Origin of the sequence: Umezawaea endophytica, assembly GCF_025061645.1 — a bacterium.
GTDB classification, from domain to species: Bacteria; Actinomycetota; Actinomycetes; order Mycobacteriales; family Pseudonocardiaceae; genus Umezawaea; species Umezawaea endophytica.
On record NZ_JANYMP010000030.1, the window covers coordinates 90,716 to 108,713 of the forward strand.

The following is a 17,998-nucleotide window of genomic DNA, read 5'->3' on the forward strand; positions in this document are numbered from 1 at the left end:
CTGAAGATCATCATTACCAAGAGACAGCGATCACTCGCACGGCGCGTGCGAGAGGGTACCCATTCGTGTGACGCATGGGAACACGGGGCCGACGTGGAATCCCCGAATTGGGAACGCCGACCCCGTCACCTCCCGGTTTACCTCCTGTTAGCGCGTCAGGGCTTGGGGATCGACACCGCGTTATACGTCGTCTCAGGCGTCGGCGGCGTCGTGAACCGCGCGTTCGGCAGGTACAGCTTCTTGCCGAACGACGCGACCGTCGTCGGCACATCAAACCGAGGATCAGTCACTTTTGTCACCAGGGTGCCACTGGTTCCACCGCGGTTGAGCGAGAACTCCGCGACGGTGTTCAGCCTGTTCTGCACCACGTACAACGTGCGCCCCTCCACCAGCAGGCCATCGCCGTTGGTCAACACCTCGCCACCGAGGTCGACCTCCTCCGTGGCCCCTGACCTGGGATCGACGCGGAACAACTTGCCCGTGTTGCTCTGCACGACCAGCAACGCGCGCCCGTCCGGCGTCTCGGCAATGCCGTTGGCGTTGTTGACTCCGGGCGTCAGCACGAAGGCGCCGGTCAACGGCACCGTGATCGCTTCGGCGGGCAGCGATCCGCCTCGACCCAGTGCCAGTTTGTAAAGCACCGATTTTCGGGAATCCGTGAACCACACGGCTTTGTCGGTGACCACGACGTCGTTGACGAACGTGTCGGCGTCGGGCGAGAACTGGTAGCTCTTCAGGATCGCGCCGGACCGCGCGTCGACCACTCGACCATTGCCCGCCCCACCACCCGCGACGAACAACCTCTTCCGGGAGTCGATCTTCAAACCCACCGAGGACGTGCCGGGCCCCTGGCTGAACACGGAACCGGTCCCGGTGCGCAGGTCGACCCGGTAGATCGACCCGTCACCCCGCGACCCGAAGTACGCCGTCGGCTCGCGACCGATCGCGATGCCCTCGGGCAGGAAACCATTGGGAAGCGCGAACTCCGTCGGGAACGCGCGACCGTGATCAGCCGTCGCCGGTACCGCGCTCACCAGCGAAAGACCGAGTACCACGGCGGCCATCACGCCGAATCTGCGAGACATGCCCAACTCCTGTCGTTTATGCGGTTTGCGCCCGCAACGCCAGGAGTCTTTCGCAGTGGCGGCGACTGAACCACCGCTCTTCAGCGAACCGACAGCTCAGAATGGCAAAAGAGTGCCATTAGAGATGCGAATAAGCTTCACGGATACGGGGAGTGAGCGAAATGCGTCAGGCGCTGAAGCGATCCAGCTTCACCGCACCGATGAACGCCGCAAAATTGCGGCTCCCAACCGCAAGAACCGGACCATCGGGGTTCTTCGAGTCCCGCACCATCCCGGCGAACGCCACCTCGACGCACTCACCCTGACTGACACTCCGACTCGACTTGCGCCACCGGACCGCCACCTCGACACAGGCCCCGTTGCTCACGCTTCGACTGGACTTGCGCCACTGGATGTCGCTCATCGGTCCCCCTACAAGCGCTCGACGGTCTCCGCGATCAGCTCCACCGACTCACCGGGGCTCAGCGCAACTCTTCGCAGGGCGGCAAACTTCAGGTTACACAGCTCACGGTCCCGTGGGTGCTCCATGTACTGGCCCTGCATGAAGTTCTCCACGTAGACCACGTCCACGTGCTGCTCGTGGGGGAACGACAGCACCGTGAAGGTCGACCCCATCGCCGGGTAGGCCCCAGCCCGGAACGGCACCACTTGGATCTCCACGTTCGGCCGCTCCGACAACTCCATCAGGTAGAGCAGTTGCGCCCTCATCACCGCCGGACCGCCGACCACGTAGTTGAGCAGCCCCTCGGTGAAGACCGCCTCCACCCGGAGCGGATCCCTCCCTCCGAGCCGCCCCTGCCGCGCCGACCGCAGAACCGTCTGCTGCTCCGCCACCACTTCGGCCCGCAGCGGGTCGTCGGCGATGATCGCCGCCTTCGTGTAGTCCGGGATCTGCAACAACCCCGGCAGCAGCGAGGCCCCGAGTATCCGCAGCAGCGACGCCTCGAACTCCAACTCGACGTAGTCCCGAGCCGCGTCGAACAGCAGGCTCTCCTCAACCGCCGCCAATGCCCTGTGCTGCTTCGCCCACACCGCGTCCCCGTACAGCTTGTCCCGCTCCGGCCCACCCACCTGGTACGCGAACCCGGCCGCCATCACATCCGTCGGGTTCACCGGCCGCACGGCGTTCTCCATCATGCTGATCTTCGCGTTGGAGCACCGGAGCAACGACCCGGCCTCGACGAGGCTCAAGTCCCGCGATCGCCGCCACTTCCGCAACGTCCGCCCAATGGCGCGTTCGAGCATTGTCGCCTGGAAGTCGTTCATGTGAACAACCCTAGATCCGCCACGTCGAACAACCACTACCACTTTAGTGTGGGGACAACTGTTAGAAAGCACTTACCCGTAGTTAACAACGCCCACCACCGGGCACCCTGACCCCGTGTTCGATTTCCGCTGGCAGCCCTCGCAGGGCGGCCGACACGTGATCTCCCAGGACCTGCTGCCCGGCGACGAGGGCACCACGTTCTGCGGCCTTGAGCTGCTGGTACCCCGCCAGCGCTGCACCAAGACCGAGTGGCTCTGGCCCACCTGCCCGGCCTGCTACGAATCCGCGAAGAGCCACACGTGATCCACGAGGACCGCGAACTACTCGCGGAACTGAAAAACGTCACCACCCACGTGACCGATTTCGTCATCGCCATCCTCGGCGCCGCCCCCGTCGACCCGCAATCACAACGCGAATTGGCCGAACACCTATTGACCACCGGCCAATTACTCCTGGACCACACCGACGCGGGCCACGTGATCAACGGCTACGTGAACGGCTGCGTCTCACCTGGCCCTGGAACACTCCCCCGATGAGCGGCTTCCGACAACGCCACCTGACCATGATCGCCCTGGGCGGCGCCATCGGCTCCGGCCTCTTCGTGGGCACAGGCGCCGGCATCGCCGCGGCCGGCCCGGGCATCCTCATCTCGTTCGCCGCAGCCGCCGCCCTCGCACTCCTTGTGCTGCGCATGCTCGGCGAAATGGCCGCCGCCTACCCGTCCACCGGCTCCTTCTCCTTCCACGCCGAGAAAGCGCTAGGACGATGGGCGGGCTTCACCGTCGGCTGGCTCTACTGGCTGGCCCTGGTAGTCGTCCTCGCCGTGGAAGCCAGCGCAGCAGCCAAGATCGCCACCGGCTGGCTACCAGCCGTCCCCCAGTGGGCCTGGGTCCTGCTCTTCATGGCCACCTTCACCACCATCAACCTCTTCGACACCCGCAAGTTCGGCGAGTTCGAGTTCTGGTTCGCCTGGATCAAGGTCGCCGCCATAATCGCCTTCTTGACCATCGGCGTACTAGCCATCACCGGCCTACTCCCAGCCACCGATTCCCCGGGCCTGACCAACCTCACCGCCCACGGCTTCTTCCCCAACGGCTGGTCCGGCGCGGTAGCAGGCTTGCTCATCGTCGTCTTCGCCTTCGGCGGCATCGAAGTCGTCACCATCGCAGCCGCGGAAACCCCCAACCCGGCAGCAGCCGTGGCAAAGGCCATCAAGGACAGTGTCCTACGCGTGGTCATCTTCTACCTGGGCTCCCTGACGGTAGTGGTCATCCTCTTGCCCTACAACGACTCCACCGTCTCCAGCAGCCCCTACACAGCAGTCCTCTCCCACCTGGGCATCCCAGCCGCCGCCCCCATCATGAGCGCAGTCATCTTCACCGCCCTGCTCTCCGCCCTCAACGCCACCCTCTACGGCGCCTCCCGCATGCTCTCCAACCTCGCAGACCGCAACGACGCCCCAAAGTCCTTGCGCACCAACGGAGTCCCACGAAGAGCAGTCCTCTTCTCCACCACCTTCGGCTTCCTCTCAGTACTACTGAACGCCCTCTACCCAGACACCATCTTCCTGGTCCTCATCAGCGCAGCGGGCTCCACAGTCCTCATCGTCTGGACCTTGATCACCCTCTCCCAACTACGCCTGCGCAAACACCTGGAACAAACCACCCCACACCTACTCACCTTCCGCATGTGGGCCCACCCCTACCTCAGCTACCTGGCCCTGGCAGGAATCGCCACCATCGTCATCCTCATGGCCACCGACCCAATCGCCCGCCTCCAACTCCTCTGCGCAGCCGGGGTCACCACGTTCGTCCTCATCTGCGCGGCCATCCACACACGGTGGCTCAACAAGGCGAATGCGCTCGCATTGTCTGATTCTTGACAATTGGTCTAGTACCAATCACCTTCTTGCAAACCATTTCATCAGCAACCGGGGACAGCTCTCAAGGTTGCCATCAACGACAAAGGGTCGGCCCGTGCAGAACCGGGCCGACCCTTTGCGTCGTGGACGAGATGCCGCGTCTGATCAAGCTGTCAGCCGCGCGCGAATGACCTTATCCCCACCGCCACGACGATGTCTCGACGTCCCAGTAGCGCTTCGGCCCGAGGACCTTGACAGGCGAGTCGTCCGTGACGGTCACTGTGGGCGAGGTCGGGGTCGAGACCTCTTCAGCCGCGTTCGCCTGCCCAGCCGAGACGACTGCGAGACCAGCGACGAGTGCGCAGATGGCGACGCCGTGCCGCACCACCGGACCCAGCGGTCCGAGCTTGAGGAACTTCCTGTTCGGGTTGTGCACGAGGTGATCATGCCGCACTGGACCAGCGGTCCGTCACGAGGGTACGTTTCCGACCCCGATCAGGCGTCACTCGACCCTTCGCCTTAGCCGCTATAAAGCGGTCTCAAGCGATCCAAAGAACACTCTAAGTACACCCGTCACCCAGTTGAGTACAAATTCTCCAGCGCAAAAAGTTGAACAATCCGCACCTATCTCACCGCAAATTGCCCAGTGGTCACAAGTGCGCTTTTCACTCCACAGACACACCACGCGTCAAGCGGAGTCGGCCTTGTCGTCGGGTGGCTCGTCGAGGTGGAGTCGTATGCTGTCCGACCTCGAATCACCCAGGTCCGCGTAGAGGCTGCACGCCATTTCCCAACACTCCCGCGCCTCCCGGTGGGACCCCTGCCGCCACATCACCTGCCCCAACAGGTCCTGAGCGGCGGCCTGTCCCAACGGGTCTCGGGCCGTTCTGCTCAACTCGACCGCTCGCCGGGCGTGGAAGGCCGCGTCCTCAAGGTTCCCGAGATTGCGGTGCACGGTCGCAGCGGTCGCGGCGGCCTCCCCTTCGAGCCCGAAGTGCCTGGTGCGGGCCAACTCCACGATGGCCTGGTGGGCGAACGTCAAGGCGCCGTGGTGATCGCCCTTCTCCAGGTGGACGGCGGCGATCCGCGCGAGCGTCGTGCCCCGCCCGTCGGCATCGCCGATGCGCTCCCTGATCCCCCACGCGAGGTGCAGGTGGGTGAGCGCTTCGTCGAGCCTGCCCCGCCGCCGCAGCGCCTCGCCCATGCGGTGCAGGACGCCCGCTTCCGTGTCGAAATTGTTGGTGTCCCTGGCGATCGTCAGCGCACGACCGAACATCTCCATCGCCCGCGTGTGGTCGCCCACCACCGCCGCACGCTCGGCCATGTTGCGCAGCACGGTCGCCACGCCGATCCGGTCGTCCACCTCGACGGCGAGGTCGTAGGCGCGGCGGAAGCACCTGTCGGCCTCCTCGTGGTCGTGGAACCGGGAGTACGCGAAGCCGAGGTTGGCCAGGATGCCGGACTCCGCGTACCTGTTGGCCGCCTTCCGGGCGGAGAACACCGCCGCACGCAGGCTTTGCAGGACCTCGTCCTTGAAGCCCTGCCGCATCATCACCTCACCCACGGCGGGGACCAGCCGCCACACGTGTTCGTGCAGCCCGACCGACGAGGCGTAGTCGATGACGCCTGCCACCTCGGCACGTTCGCGGACGCACCAGTTCATCGCCGCGTCCTCGTCGGCGAAGTCGAGCGGTTCGACGCCGTCCGCGAGCGCCGTCATCGGGACGCTCTCCCGGTAGGAGAAGAGCTTCCGGTCAGCGTGGTGGCAGGTGTGCAGGAACCAGTCGACCAACCGAACGGCGGCGCGTTCGCGTTCCTCGGCGGATTCCTCGACTTCCGCCCGTTCGCTCGCGTAGGTGCGCAGCAGGTCGTGGAAGCGGTACCGGTCGTCCTCGTGGGCTTCGAGCAGCCTGGCCCACACGAGTCCGTCGAGCTGGTCCCGTACGCGAGCGGGCGGCACTCCCACCAGCGCGGCGGCGACGTGCGGCGGGAAGTCGAGTCCGGGGTACGTGCCCAACAACCGGAAGAGGCGCTTCTGCTCCGGCGGCAGGTCCCGGTACGAGCAGTCGAACACCGCGCGCAACGACATCACCGTGCGCGTGCCGTTGTCGCCAAGACCGAGCACGGCCCGACGCTCCCTCAACTGGGCGACGAAGTCCCGGAGAGGCTTGCCCTGCTGCGCGGCCACGTACTCGCCGATGATGCCCAACGCGAGCGGCAGACCGCCCGCCAGCGAGGCCAAGCGCGCGAGCGACTCGGGATCGGCGAGGGCACGGCCACCGATCCTTTCCCTGAGCCAGGACGCCGCGAGGTCTCCGTCCAACGGGAGGACCGTGAAGCCGCGGGCGGTGTGCGCGAGTGCGAGCCCGCTCAGCCGGACCCGGCTGGTCACCACGACCACGGAGCCCGCGAGCAACGGGATGAGCGACTGGACGTGTTCGGCGTCGTGGGCGTTGTCCAGCACGACGAGCATCTGCCTCCCGTCCAACACCTCGCGCAGCTTCGCGCGGCGCGCCACGGGTGTGGGCGGGCAGTCAGCGGCCGCCTGGAAAGCCTCCAGGAGTTCTGCGACGACCTCGTTCTCATCTATGACGGGACCTTCGCCGAACCCGTTGAGGTTCACGAACCAAGCGCCGTCCGGGAATCGATCACGCATCCGGTGCGCCCAGTGCACCGCCAGCGCGGTCTTGCCGACACCGGGAAGTCCGTCCAGTGCGATGACACGGGACTTCCGACTGCCCACGACGAGGTTGTCGAGGTCGGCGAGCAGGTCACGCCTGCCCGCGAAACCGTCCACGTCGTACGGCAGGTTGCGGGGCGCCGGGCGGGAGTCGCCGTGGACGGCGGAAACGGATCGCCTCACCGGTCGGATGAGCTCGTTGTGGTAGCCGCGGAGTTCGTCGGCCCGGATGTCGTGGGACGCCGCCCGAGCACGCCGGTAGAAGTCGTAGAGGTACTCGATCGCCTCTTCCTTGCGGTCGAGGGAGTACAGGGCCTGGAGATGTCGCTTCGCGAGCAGCAAATCCTGATCGTGTTCTACCTGGATCGCCTTGAGGAGGTGGAGCATCCCCTCGAAATCGCCCAACCGGTGCAGGCTGTCGAGCAGTGCGTTGTTCGCCGGGAGCCAGTCGTCCCGGATCGCCACCCGGCGCCAGTTCGTCGCCCTCTCCGTGTTCAGGTCTTCCAACGGATCTCCGCGCCACAGCGCGAGGGCTTTCCGCAGCAGCGCGGCGGCTTGGACGTCGTCGCCCGCGCGAGCCGTCGCACGAGCTTGCCCGACGGCGGTGCAGAAGATCTTGTAGTCGAGCGCTTCGGGAGCGATCTCCAAGCGGTAGGAGCCGTCTTCGCCGGGAAGTTCGAACAGCGTCCCAGCTTTTCGCAGCGCCACCCGTATCCGGGCCACGTACGTCGACAATGCGCCGATCGGATCAGCGGGAGGCCTATCCTCACCCCACACCCACTCTGCCAAAATACGGGAGGGAACGGGTCTTCCGCCATATGCGAGCAGCGCCGCCAGCACACCGCGCTCCTTGGGCTTACCCCATTCGGAAGTGAACCCGTCGCCCACTCGCAAGCATGTTCGACCGAGGATCCGAAAATTAATGGTCACCAGCGCCACCCCTCGCCGGAAGCAATGAATGATTTCGAGTGTGCCCTCGCCCCGATCCTCTTACCAGCGTTTTGTCACCATCCGATACCACGATGTGACGGAAAGTAGCCCACTCGGACTAATGCGATCGTGTGACGGGAAGCATGAAAGATCACTGAAGGAGTTTTGAAGGACGACAGCCTCGGCAGATACCGCAATAAAGCGGTCGAATCGACATGAAGATCGCTCACTAATACTTCTACCACCGGTTACGCCATGGTGACCGTCGACGGAAGTCATTTCGACAACCTCCGAACCCAGCCTGGTGGTGTCACTCCTCACCGGACAAGTGGAGGTACTTGTGGAGACACCGGATGTCGTCGTACTGGGGTTGGGGTTCACCGGGTTACCGACCGCGCTCGCCGCGGCCGAAGCGGGCTTCGCGGTGTTGGGACTGGACGTGTCGGCGGAGCGGGTTCGGCGGATCGTTGAAGCGGTGCCGGGCTTCGGGCTCGGTACCGCGTCGGAGCACGCTGTGCGGGAAGCGGTCGTCGGTGGGCGGCTGCGGGTGTCGGGTGGTGGTGTTCCACGGGCTCGTACCCACGTGCTCTGCGTGCCGACGCCGCCGGACATTCGTGGCGGGGTGGACCTGACGGCGCTGACAGGAGCCGTTGAGTCGGTGGCCGCGGTCATCGAGGCGGGCGGTCTCGTGCTGGTGCAGAGCACGTGTCCGCCCGGCACGGTGGACGAGCACCTGGTGCCGTTGCTGGAAGAGCGGTCCGGGTTGCGGGCGGGCGTGGACTTCGCCGTCGCCAGTGCGCCGATGCGGGTCGACCCCGGTCGGGCATCCCACCCGTTCCGGGAGGTGCCGCGGGTCGTGGGCGGGTACACGCCCGCGTGCGCCGAACGTGCGGTCCGGTTCGTGGAAGCCATTGGCAACCCGGTGGTGGAGGTCGGGTCGGCGTTGGCCGCCGAGTTCGTGAAGGTCTTCGAGAACACGTTCCGGATGGTCAACATCTCGTTGGCGAACGAGCTCGCGGGGTTGTGCCGGGTGCACGGCGTTGACGTGGCGGAGGTGCTGCGGGCGGCGGGCACGAAGCCGTTCGGGTTCCTGGAGCACGCGCCGAGCGCCGGGGCGGGCGGTGACTGCGTTCCGGTCGCCGCGCGGTTCTTCTCGCTGTGCGCGAGCAGGACGGGGGCGCGGAGTCCGGTGGTCGACGCGGCGCTCGCCGTCAACGACGCGATGCCGCTGCACACCGTCCACCGTTTGGCCGAAGCTCTGCGGGCGAACGGGAAAGCGTTGCGCGGGAGCAGGATCCTCGTCGTCGGTGTGACGTACAAGGCCGATGTCCCGAACGTCCGCCGGTCGGCGGCGGTGACCGTGGTCGAGGAGTTGAGGCGGGTGGCGTCGGTCGAGTACCACGACCCGCACGTGCCGCGCCTCGACCTGCTCGACGGCGCGACCCTGCACAGCGTCGCGCTGGACGACGTGGACTGGTCCGCCGTCGACGCCGTGGTGGTCATGACCAGGCACCGCGCCGTGGACCACGAGGCCTTGGCCGACCGCGGCGTGCTCACGTTCGACTGCGGCACGGGCGACGCGCTGAAGGGGGTCCGGCGATGAGGGAGCACTGGATCCGCGGGCCCGTCGGGCTCGACGCGGACAAGCGCGTCACCGTGGCGGGCTGCCGGACGGTACTGGTCGTGGTGCCGTACCTGGCCGCGGGCACGAGGCTCGTCTCCGACGTGATCCCGCTGCTGCGCAACGACTCCCGCGTCCAAGTCGTGTTCAGCGTGTCCGAGACCGGCAGGCTGTGGCACGGAACGGAGGAGTTCGTGCGACGGCAGGGCGGACTCGTCATCCCGTGGCACCAGGCGGTCGAGAACGAGTTCGACCTCGTCCTGGCCGCCGGGCACAACGACCTGGACCAGGTGCACGGCCGGGTGTTGCTGCTGCCGCACGGGGCGAGCAGCCTGGCGTCGCGCAAGTTCGGGCGGCATGCGGGGAAGGCGTCGACCCCGCACCGAGGCCTGAGTCGGGAGTCGCTGGTCCGCCGCGGCCGTCTGCTCCCCTCGGCCATCGCGCTGACCCACGAGGACGAGATCGCGGCGCTGCGCGAGTCCTGCCCGGAAGCGCTCGACACGGCCGTCGTGGTCGGTGACGTCTGCCTGGACCGGATGGTGGCGAGCACCCCCCGCCGCGCCGACTACCGGCGGGCGTTGGGGGTCGCGGACGACCAGCGGCTCGTCACGATCAGCTCGACCTGGTCGCGGGACTCCGCGTTCGGCACGTGGTTCGAGCTGTGCGGCCGACTGCTGGACGAGCTGCCCCGGCGGGACCACCGGGTCGCGGCGATCCTGCACCCGAACATCTGGGCGGTGCACGGAGCCTGGCAGGTGCGGGCGTGGCTCGACGACCACGTCGCCGCCGGTCTGCTGCTCATCCCGCCGGACGAGGGCTGGCGGGCCACCACGATCGCGAGCGACCTGGTCCTCGGGGACCACGGGTCCACGACCCAGTACGCCGCAGCCATCGGCAAACCCGTGCTGCTGGCGGCGTTCCCGGACGACAACGTCCGCGAAGGCAGCCTGGCGGACGTCCTGGCGCGAACGGCGCCCAGGGTGGACCCCGACCGCCCGCTGCTGCCCCAGTTCAGGAGCGTCGAACGGGCGGCGGTGGCCGAGGCGCTGTCCAGCAGGCCGGGGGAAGCGTCGCGGGCCTTGCGCACCACCATGTACCGGCTGCTCGACCTGCCGGAACCAGCCGTACCCGCCCGCACCGCGCTCCTGCCGCTCCCCGTCCCGCTGCGCCACCAGGACGCGGCGTGACGCCGGGCGTGCACTGGATCCGGTGGGGGTCGCGCGACCGCTTCCTGGTGGTGCTCATGGACATCGCGCCGCCCGAGCGGTGGTCGTGCGGCGACGTCGTCGTGTCGACCAGGTCGGCGGAGCAGGTCTTCCGCGAACTGCCCGGATGCGCGGTGGTGCTCCGGACCGGAGGCGACCGGGCGTGGTCACGCGACGGCAGGCGGATCTCATTGCGGCACACGGGATCCGACGTGCGGTGCGCGGCGCTCGCCTACGTCCTGCTGTCGCGGGCAACTTGTGACGGGACCTCCGTCACGGCGTCGAGCCTCGCCCGCAGGTCGATGGCCTTGGGTTCCTCGACCTGGACGTACCGCTCCAGCGCACCCGAGTAGTGCCGCCGCGCCGCGGGGAGGTCGCCGAGCGCCACGGCGACCTCCCCGAGCGCGGTCAGCACCTCCGCCTCGTAGTAAGGGGTTCCCATCAGGCGCATGATCTCCAGGGCAGGCCGGAGGGTCTCGGCCGCCTGTTCCGCCCTGCCCCATCGCAGGTACGTCTTCCCCAGCGCCACCAGCGACCACGCCTGCTGCACCTGGTCACCCAGCCGCGTCATCGCGTCGACGGCGGCGACCAGTTCCCGCTCCGCTTCCGGGTAGTGGCCCTGGTCCGCCAGCACCTGGCCGATCCGCCTTCCGCAGAACGCCAACGCGCGCGGGGTGCCCACCTCTTGCCTGATCTCCCTGACCCGGTGCAGCAGGGACAACGCGGTCGCCAGGTCGCCACCGGCCTGCGCGATGCCCGCGAGTTGGTTCAACACCGCCGCGGCGGTTCCCCGATCACCGCTCTCCTCCACGATCTTCAACGCGGCCGTGCCCTGCGCCGACGCCTCGTCGAACCTCTTCAGCTCGCTGAAGGCGAACGAGAGCTGCAAGCGCAACTGGGCCTCGGCGGCGCGGTTGACCGACCTCACGGACGCGGCGACACCGACGTCGTGGCAGGCAAACCAGTCGTCGTAGTGGCGGGTGTGCAGGAAGCCGCTCCACATCGCCTCGCAGAACTGCCAGGCGAGGTCGTCCAGGCCGAGGTCAACCGAAAGCACGCACGCCTGGCGCAGGTTCGCGCGCTCGACGTCGAACCACCGCAGCGCTTCCCGCTGACTGCCGAACAGCCCTGTGCGATCAGCGGGCGCCTCGAAACGGGGGCCGACTCGACGGCGGGTCGGGCGCAGCAGGGCGTCGGCGGCGACCAGGGTGTCGAGGTACCAGCGGACCATCGTCGAGGACAGCTCACGCCGTTCCCCCGCAAGCGTTTCCTTCTCGGCTTTGCGCAACGCGTGCAGCCGCAGCAGGTCGTGGTAGCGGAACCGGTGCTCGTCCACCTCGACCAGCAGGTTCGCCTCGACCAAGGCGGCCAGCGCGGTCGTCGACGACTCCCCGAGCGCGTCCGTGACGACCTCCGTGCCGAACTCGGGGCCGGGGTGCAGCGCGCAGGTCCGGTAGACCGCGGCCTGCCCCGAGGTCAGCTCCCGGTACGACAGGTCCAGCACCGCTTCGACCGAGACGTCCGCCCCCAGCTCCAAGCCGGGGAACCTGTCCTGCTCGGCGCGGAGGTCTCCCGCTTCGCGCGACAGTGAACGCCGGGGGTGCGCGGACAGCCGGGCCGCCACCACGGACAGTGCGAGCGGCAGACCTCCGCAGAGCGTCGTCAGCTCCCGCGCCGCACCGCGCTCGTCCGACAGCCGGGTCTCCCCCACCGCCTTGGCGAGCAGTTCGAGGGAGGCGTCGGTCTCCATCGGTTCGAGCTCCAGGAACCGCGCGCCCTCCATGCCGAGCCCGACCAGCCGCCACCGGCTCGTGACGACGGCCGCGCACGTGGGCGACGCGGGTAATAGCGGCCTGACCTGCGCCGCCGATGTCGCGTTGTCCAGCAGCACGACCAGCGAGAGCTCCGCCGTGATCGACCGGAACAACGCCGTGCGCCCGGCCAGGTCGGGGGGCACGCGGTCGGCCGCTACGCCCAGCGCCAGCAGGAAGCACTCCAGGGCCTCCTCGGACCTCACCGGTCCGGTGGAGGAGAACGCGTCGAGGTCAAGGTAGAGCTGGCCGTCCGGGAAGCTGTCGCGCACGTCGTGCAGCCACCGCAGGGCGAGCGTCGTCTTGCCGACCCCGCCCGCGCCGCTGATCACCACGCACAGCGACCCGTCGTCGTCCAGCCAGCGACCGAGGTGGTCCACCTCGAACCGCCTGCCCGCGAACCCGCGCGTCGCGGGCGGCAACTGCCGGGGGACGACCACCACGGGGACCGCCTCGTGCAGGTGCACGCTGCCGATGCTGCCCGCCTGCACCACCGAACCCGCCACCTGGCCGGACACCGCGTTGCCCGTCGTGGACGAGGTCGTGCCACCTCGATTCGCCACGCCCTCACCCCCCTCGTCCAGGGAACCTCTCGACCTGCGGGAAGAGCAAGGCTCCAATGGGTGACTTCCGCACGGGCAAGGTTGCTCCATGGAGTGGTTGAAGGCACCGGTCGGGCCGGGAGCAGCGAGCCGGGTCACACGGGTCGGGATGGTGAACGTCCTGGTGGTGGTGCCGCACGTGGTGGCGGGCACGAGGCTCGTCGACGTGCTGCCGCTGCTGGCGGACCACCGGGTGCAGGTCGTGTTCACGGTTCCGGACTGGGACGGCACGTGGCACGGGACCGAGGAGTTCGTGCGCGGGCTGGGCGGTGTGGTGCTGCCGTGGCGGCAGGCGGTGGCGATCCGGTTCGACCTGGTGGTCGCGGCCAGCCACCGAGGCGTCGACCGGGTTCGGGGGCCGGTGCTGGTGCTGCCGCACGGGGTGGGGGCGATGAAGTCCCGGACGCGGCCGTGGCGGTCGCACGGGTTGGCGCGGGAAGCGCTGGTGCGCGACGGGCGGGTGGTCGCGACGGCGATCGTGCTGTCGCACGAGGCCGAACTCGCCGTGCTGCGCGAGTCCTGCCCGGAGGCCGTGCCCGCGGCCGTCGTCGCCGGGGACGTCTGCCTGGACCGGATGGTCGCGAGCCTGCCGCACCGCGAGCACTACCGCCGCGCGCTGGGCGTCGGACCCTCGCGGACGCTGGTCACCGTCAGCTCGACCTGGACGGAGCGGTCGGTCTTCGGCGGACACCCGGACGTCTACCGACGGCTGCTGGACGAGGCGGACGACCGGTACCGGGTGGCGGCCGTGCTGCACCCGAACATCTGGTCGGTGCACGGCGCGTGGCAGGTCCGGGCGTGGTTGGCGGACTGCCTGCGCGACGGGCTGCTGGTGATCCCGCCGGAGGAGGGCTGGCGGGCGACGCTGGTCGCGAGCGACGTGGTGATCGGCGACCACGGGTCCACCACGCAGTACGCGGCGGCGATCGGTCGGCGGATCGCGCTGGTCCCGTTCCCGGACGTGCGCGCGGGCAGTCCGGCCGACGAGCTGGCGCGGCGGGCGACGGCGCTCGACCTCACCCGGCCGCTGCTGCCGCAACTCGACGCCGCGACCGGTGGTCACGAGGTCATCGCCAAGTCGATCACCTCCCGGCCGGGTGCCGCGGCGACCGTCCTGCGGTTGACGATTCACCGACTCCTCGGCTTGGAGGCGTCGGAGCGGGACGTGGTGGTCGAGCCCGTCCCGCTCCCCCGGCCTCTCGACGCGCCGCTGGGTTCGGGATGGAAACCCATGTCCCCCAACGACTTCCACCAGACCGCGCGATCTACGCCGTCCACGTCACACCGGCCTTAAATCCGCTTCAAGGCGGTGCTCATTCACCAAGCGTGAAGGAATCGTGAAACCCCACGTCACACCCCGCGTACGTCCGTTTTGCCCACCTTCCGGATGATAACGGAAAGGTAACGACGGGATCGCGGAGGAGCATCGGCAGCGCATTGGTACGTATGCCCCTGTGTCCACCGCCGTCAGGCGGCCGGGGATCGAAGCGCTCTGCGCGTACCAAACGACGAGGTGACACATCACATGACGCGTTCCCAGGGACGGCACACCTTCTCCCGCCGCGCGAAGCTGACAGCGGGAATGACCGGATTGGCACTCACGGTTGGTCTGGCCGTCGCGTTCACCACCACGGGCGACCAGGGACAGGCTCGTGCTGACGGCGCTGACAAATCGCTGTTCGTCGACATCACCACGGTCAAGGCCAACGTCAAGACCCCGAAACCGCAGCAGGACGCGACCACCGGCACGTTCACCGTCGACTGCGGCCTGAACGAGAACAAGCACTTCAACGGTGACAACTTCATCGCGGCTCCAGGGGTCCAGAACGGCGCGGAGCACCTCCACGACTACGTCGGCAACCTGACGACCGACGCCGACTCCACCGACGAGAGCCTCCAGGCGGGCGGAACCACCTGCAAGAACGGCGACAAGTCGGCCTACTTCTGGCCGGTCATCCGGATCGACAAGGGCGAGGAGGAAGCGGCCGCCGAGGAAGGCGCGGCGGCGTCCGGGGAAGCCCCTGCCGAGGAGCAGGCGGGTCAGAACCAGCAGCAGGGCAACCGGAACCAGCAGCAGGGCGGTAACCAGCAGGGCAACCAGCAGCAGGGCAACCAGCGCGGCGGCCAGAACCAGCAGCAGGGCGACAACGACAACCAGCGCGGCGGCAACCAGAACGACCGGCCGCAGGGCTTCCAGCGCGACAACGACAACGACCAGAACGGCAACCAGCGCAACGGGCAGCAGAACAACAGGCAGGGCCAGGGCAACAAGGACAACGCCGCCGACGAGAACGCCAACCAGAACGCCGGCCAGAACGCGGACCAGAACGCGGGCGCGCAGGACGGTCAGGCCGCGGAGGACGCGGCCCAGAACGAGGCGAACCTGGGCAAGGACGCGGCCGAGGAGCTCCCCGGCAACGACGGCGTGATCCAGGAGCCGAAGGCGGCGGACCTCACGTTCCGCGGCAGCCCCGTCGGTGACGTGGTCGCGATGCCCAAGTTCCTCAAGATCCTCTACGGCGACGCGAAGCGCTCCATCAACGGCGACAAGAACACCAAGGCCTCCTGGACGTGCGCGGGCTTCGAGGACAAGGTGCTGCTCGACAAGTACCCGATCTGCCCGAACGGCGCCAACGTCAAGCGGATCCACGACTTCCCCGGTTGCTGGGACGGCAAGAACACCGACAGCGCGAACCACCGCGACCACGTCGCGTTCGCCGACGCCAACGGCCAGTGCCAGAACGGTTTCCAGGCCATCCCGCAGTTGCGCATCACCCTGACCTACGACATCCCGGCCGACGTGCAGCAGAACGGCCAGTACGCGGTCGACTCGTTCCCGGCCGAGGAGCACGACCCGCTGACCGACCACGACGACTTCGCCAACGTCATGTCCGACCAGATCATGAAGCGACTGGTCAACTGCATCAACACCAACAAGACCTGCAAGGAGTAGGGCCATGATCGAGGCGCACTACTCGGTGGCCGTGGCGGGCAACCGGAGTTGGCTCGGCCAAGTCGACAAGCTGCGCCAGGGCGATGACGTCCACCGCCTGCTCGACCGCCTCACCGATCCCCGCAGCGACAACGCCCTCCTCATCCACACCGACCGCCCCACCCTGGATTCCGGTTACCCGGACCACGAGGTGACGGTCGGGGTGCGGGGCGATCGAGGCGCGATCCTCTACACGGACACCACGAACGGCACCTGGGTCACGTTGGGCGAGGGCCCGCAGCAGCGGACCGTGTACGCGGGGATCGAGTTCCCGACCCACTGCGAGATCCCCGTGCCGACCCTGGCCGCCGCGATCGAGGAGTTCCTCCTGACCGGCCAGCGCCCGACGAGAGTGCCGTGGCAACAAGCCCGGTGACGTCCCCCGTCGCCGGAAGCGCCGTGGAGGAGCCTGCCCTGTACGGGTTCCTCTACGGCGCGGAAGGCCCGGCTTGGAGGGCCAGGTACAGGTCCACCCTGGTGGCGAAGTGCCCCAGGTCCACGCCGAGCAGTTCCTCCACCCGCCCGATCCGGTACCGCAGGGTGTTCACGTGCACGTGCAGCTTCGCCGCGGCCGTGGTCCACGAGCCCGAGTCGTCGAGGAACACCCTCAGCGTGCCGACCAGGTCCGTGCCGTGCTCGGCGTCGTAGTCGAGCACCGCGCCCAGCAGCCGCGCGCGCACCGAGGCGCGCAGTTCCTCCGGCACACCGGCCAGGAGGAGCTGGTGCAGCGCGATCTCCTCCCCCGCCACCACGCAGGTGCGGCCCGTCCGCGCCACGCCCAGCCGCCGCGCGTGCGACGCCTCCTCCACCGCGCCGCGCAGTCCGGCGACGCCGACCGGTGAGCTGATCCCGACCAGCAGCCGGGTCGAGTCGAGGCCGGGTTCCAAGGCGCGCAACGCTTTCCGCGCCGTGTCGGCGGGGTGTTCGACGTCGGCGGAGATCACCGCGTACACCTCGGAGCCGATCGTCGCGACCAGCGCGCGCGGCGCCGTCCACGCGACCAGTTCCTCCAGCACCGCCGCCGCGAGGTCGATCCGGCGGTCGGACGTCGACAGCGCCAGCACCCGCAGCGGCGCGTCCGGGTCGAACCCCGCCGCCGACACCCGCGACCGCAGTTCGCCCGGCCCGGCCGAGCCGTCCAGCACGAGCCGCAGCAACGGCCCGGCGGCCCGGTTCTCGATCGCCCGGCCCTGCGCGATCCGCGACCGCTCCAGCGCGACGAGGCTGGCGAGTTCCGCGGCGACCTCGTCGTGCGACAGGTCCCCCGCGACGGCCAGGATCCAGTTCGTCAGCCTGCTGCCGCCGCGTTCGGCCACCGGCAGCAGCGTCGTGCCGCGCACGACCTTGGGCAGCCGGTCCGCCCGCAGGAAGTCCCGCACCAGCGCGGCGGGCAGGTCCACCTCGGCGCCCGCGACCAGCCTGCCCGTCGTGGACAGCACCGAGCAGCTCGCGCCCAACTCCTCCGCGCCCGCCTCGACGAGCGCGGGCAGGCCGTCGGACACCACGGTCAGCAGCCGCCGGTGCCGCCCGAGCATCGTGCCCGCGTCACTCATCCGCTCGGCGGCGAGTTCAAGCACCACGCGCTCGGTGATGGTCGCGAACGACAGGTCGACCGGGACCTCCAGCAGCGGCACGTGGTGCCGCGCGCACGCCTCCAGCAGCGCCGGGGGGAGCTCTCGCGACTCCGCTTCGCTGGCCGCCAGCGCCGCCACGCCCGCGTGCGCGAGAGAAGACACGAACACTTCACAATCTTCGGGTTCCCGATGCCACAGCAGGCCGGAGAGCACCAGTTCCCCGCCGGACAGGTACCTGGCCGGATCGGGCAGCTCGGTGCCGTAGAGCCTGGTCACGGGCCGGTCGAGCAGCTCGTCGCCGGACCTCAGGCGCAACCGCAGCTCCGGCATGCCGAGCAGGGCGCGCACCTCCACCGCGTTCACCTCCATC

General features: G+C 68.5%; 15 protein-coding genes. 8 read left to right on the top strand and 7 right to left on the bottom strand.

Annotated elements, in window-relative coordinates:
- Positions 1-155: 155 nt before the first annotated feature.
- The 3 genes from NZH93_RS40950 to NZH93_RS40960 all read right to left on the bottom strand — a co-directional run bounded on the left by NZH93_RS40950 (position 156) and on the right by NZH93_RS40960 (position 2,351).
- Positions 156-860 carry an SMP-30/gluconolactonase/LRE family protein gene (locus tag NZH93_RS40950; RefSeq protein WP_372506984.1) on the bottom strand — a complete coding sequence of 235 codons (705 nt, stop codon included), beginning with the start codon at positions 858-860 and terminating at the stop codon, positions 156-158.
- Positions 861-1,251: 391 nt separating this feature from the next.
- The gene (locus NZH93_RS40955) at positions 1,252-1,488 is read right to left on the bottom strand and encodes a DUF397 domain-containing protein (protein WP_259628711.1); all 237 of its coding nucleotides are present in this window, start codon (positions 1,486-1,488) and stop codon (positions 1,252-1,254) included.
- A gap of 8 nt (positions 1,489-1,496) precedes the next feature.
- Positions 1,497-2,351, bottom strand: a complete 855-nt coding sequence (locus tag NZH93_RS40960; protein ID WP_259628712.1) for a helix-turn-helix domain-containing protein — start codon at positions 2,349-2,351, stop codon at positions 1,497-1,499.
- Between the two features lie 115 nt (positions 2,352-2,466).
- On the opposite strand from NZH93_RS40960, the gene NZH93_RS40965 reads away from it, so the two are divergent.
- Genes NZH93_RS40965 through NZH93_RS40975 form a run of 3 tightly spaced genes read left to right on the top strand, consistent with a single transcriptional unit; the run spans position 2,467 to position 4,234 of the window.
- Positions 2,467-2,655, top strand: a complete 189-nt coding sequence (locus tag NZH93_RS40965; protein ID WP_259628713.1) for an HC3 family zinc finger protein — start codon at positions 2,467-2,469, stop codon at positions 2,653-2,655.
- Complete coding sequence (locus tag NZH93_RS40970) at positions 2,652-2,888, top strand: hypothetical protein (protein ID WP_259628714.1); 237 nt, start codon at positions 2,652-2,654, stop codon at positions 2,886-2,888. Before NZH93_RS40965 ends, NZH93_RS40970 begins: the two co-directional genes overlap by 4 nt.
- On the top strand, positions 2,885-4,234 hold the full coding sequence (locus tag NZH93_RS40975) for an amino acid permease (RefSeq protein WP_259628715.1): 1,350 nt from the start codon (positions 2,885-2,887) through the stop codon (positions 4,232-4,234). Before NZH93_RS40970 ends, NZH93_RS40975 begins: the two co-directional genes overlap by 4 nt.
- Before the next feature lie 172 nt (positions 4,235-4,406).
- Here NZH93_RS40975 and NZH93_RS40980 read toward each other — a convergent pair whose 3' ends face one another.
- Positions 4,407-4,649: a hypothetical protein gene (locus tag NZH93_RS40980; RefSeq protein WP_259628716.1), complete on the bottom strand. Its 243-nt coding sequence runs from the start codon at positions 4,647-4,649 to the stop codon at positions 4,407-4,409.
- Positions 4,650-4,901: 252 nt separating this feature from the next.
- Positions 4,902-7,628: a tetratricopeptide repeat protein gene (locus NZH93_RS40985; protein ID WP_259628717.1), complete on the bottom strand. Its 2,727-nt coding sequence runs from the start codon at positions 7,626-7,628 to the stop codon at positions 4,902-4,904.
- A gap of 535 nt (positions 7,629-8,163) precedes the next feature.
- Between NZH93_RS40985 and NZH93_RS40990 the strand changes: the two genes are divergently transcribed.
- Positions 8,164-9,426, top strand: coding sequence for a nucleotide sugar dehydrogenase (locus NZH93_RS40990; protein WP_259628718.1), 1,263 nt, complete (start codon positions 8,164-8,166; stop codon positions 9,424-9,426).
- Positions 9,423-10,631, top strand: a complete 1,209-nt coding sequence (locus NZH93_RS40995; RefSeq protein WP_259628719.1) for a hypothetical protein — start codon at positions 9,423-9,425, stop codon at positions 10,629-10,631. The genes NZH93_RS40990 and NZH93_RS40995 overlap by 4 nt, the downstream gene beginning before the upstream one ends.
- Positions 10,632-10,881: 250 nt before the next feature.
- Here the strand turns inward: NZH93_RS40995 and NZH93_RS41000 are convergent, their stop codons facing one another.
- The gene (locus tag NZH93_RS41000) at positions 10,882-13,023 is read right to left on the bottom strand and encodes a tetratricopeptide repeat protein (RefSeq protein ID WP_259628720.1); all 2,142 of its coding nucleotides are present in this window, start codon (positions 13,021-13,023) and stop codon (positions 10,882-10,884) included.
- Positions 13,024-13,111: 88 nt separating this feature from the next.
- On the opposite strand from NZH93_RS41000, the gene NZH93_RS41005 reads away from it, so the two are divergent.
- From NZH93_RS41005 to NZH93_RS41015, 3 genes are all read left to right on the top strand, one after another.
- Complete coding sequence (locus NZH93_RS41005; protein WP_259628721.1) at positions 13,112-14,356, top strand: hypothetical protein; 1,245 nt, start codon at positions 13,112-13,114, stop codon at positions 14,354-14,356.
- Between the two features lie 231 nt (positions 14,357-14,587).
- Positions 14,588-16,015, top strand: coding sequence for a DUF1996 domain-containing protein (locus NZH93_RS41010; protein WP_259628722.1), 1,428 nt, complete (start codon positions 14,588-14,590; stop codon positions 16,013-16,015).
- Between the two features lie 4 nt (positions 16,016-16,019).
- A complete protein-coding gene (locus NZH93_RS41015) occupies positions 16,020-16,430 on the top strand; it encodes an Imm1 family immunity protein (protein ID WP_259628723.1) in 411 nt (136 codons plus the stop codon).
- A 52-nt stretch (positions 16,431-16,482) separates the two neighbouring features.
- Here the strand turns inward: NZH93_RS41015 and NZH93_RS41020 are convergent, their stop codons facing one another.
- Complete coding sequence (locus NZH93_RS41020; RefSeq protein ID WP_259628724.1) at positions 16,483-17,997, bottom strand: PucR family transcriptional regulator; 1,515 nt, start codon at positions 17,995-17,997, stop codon at positions 16,483-16,485.
- Position 17,998 lies beyond the last annotated feature (1 nt).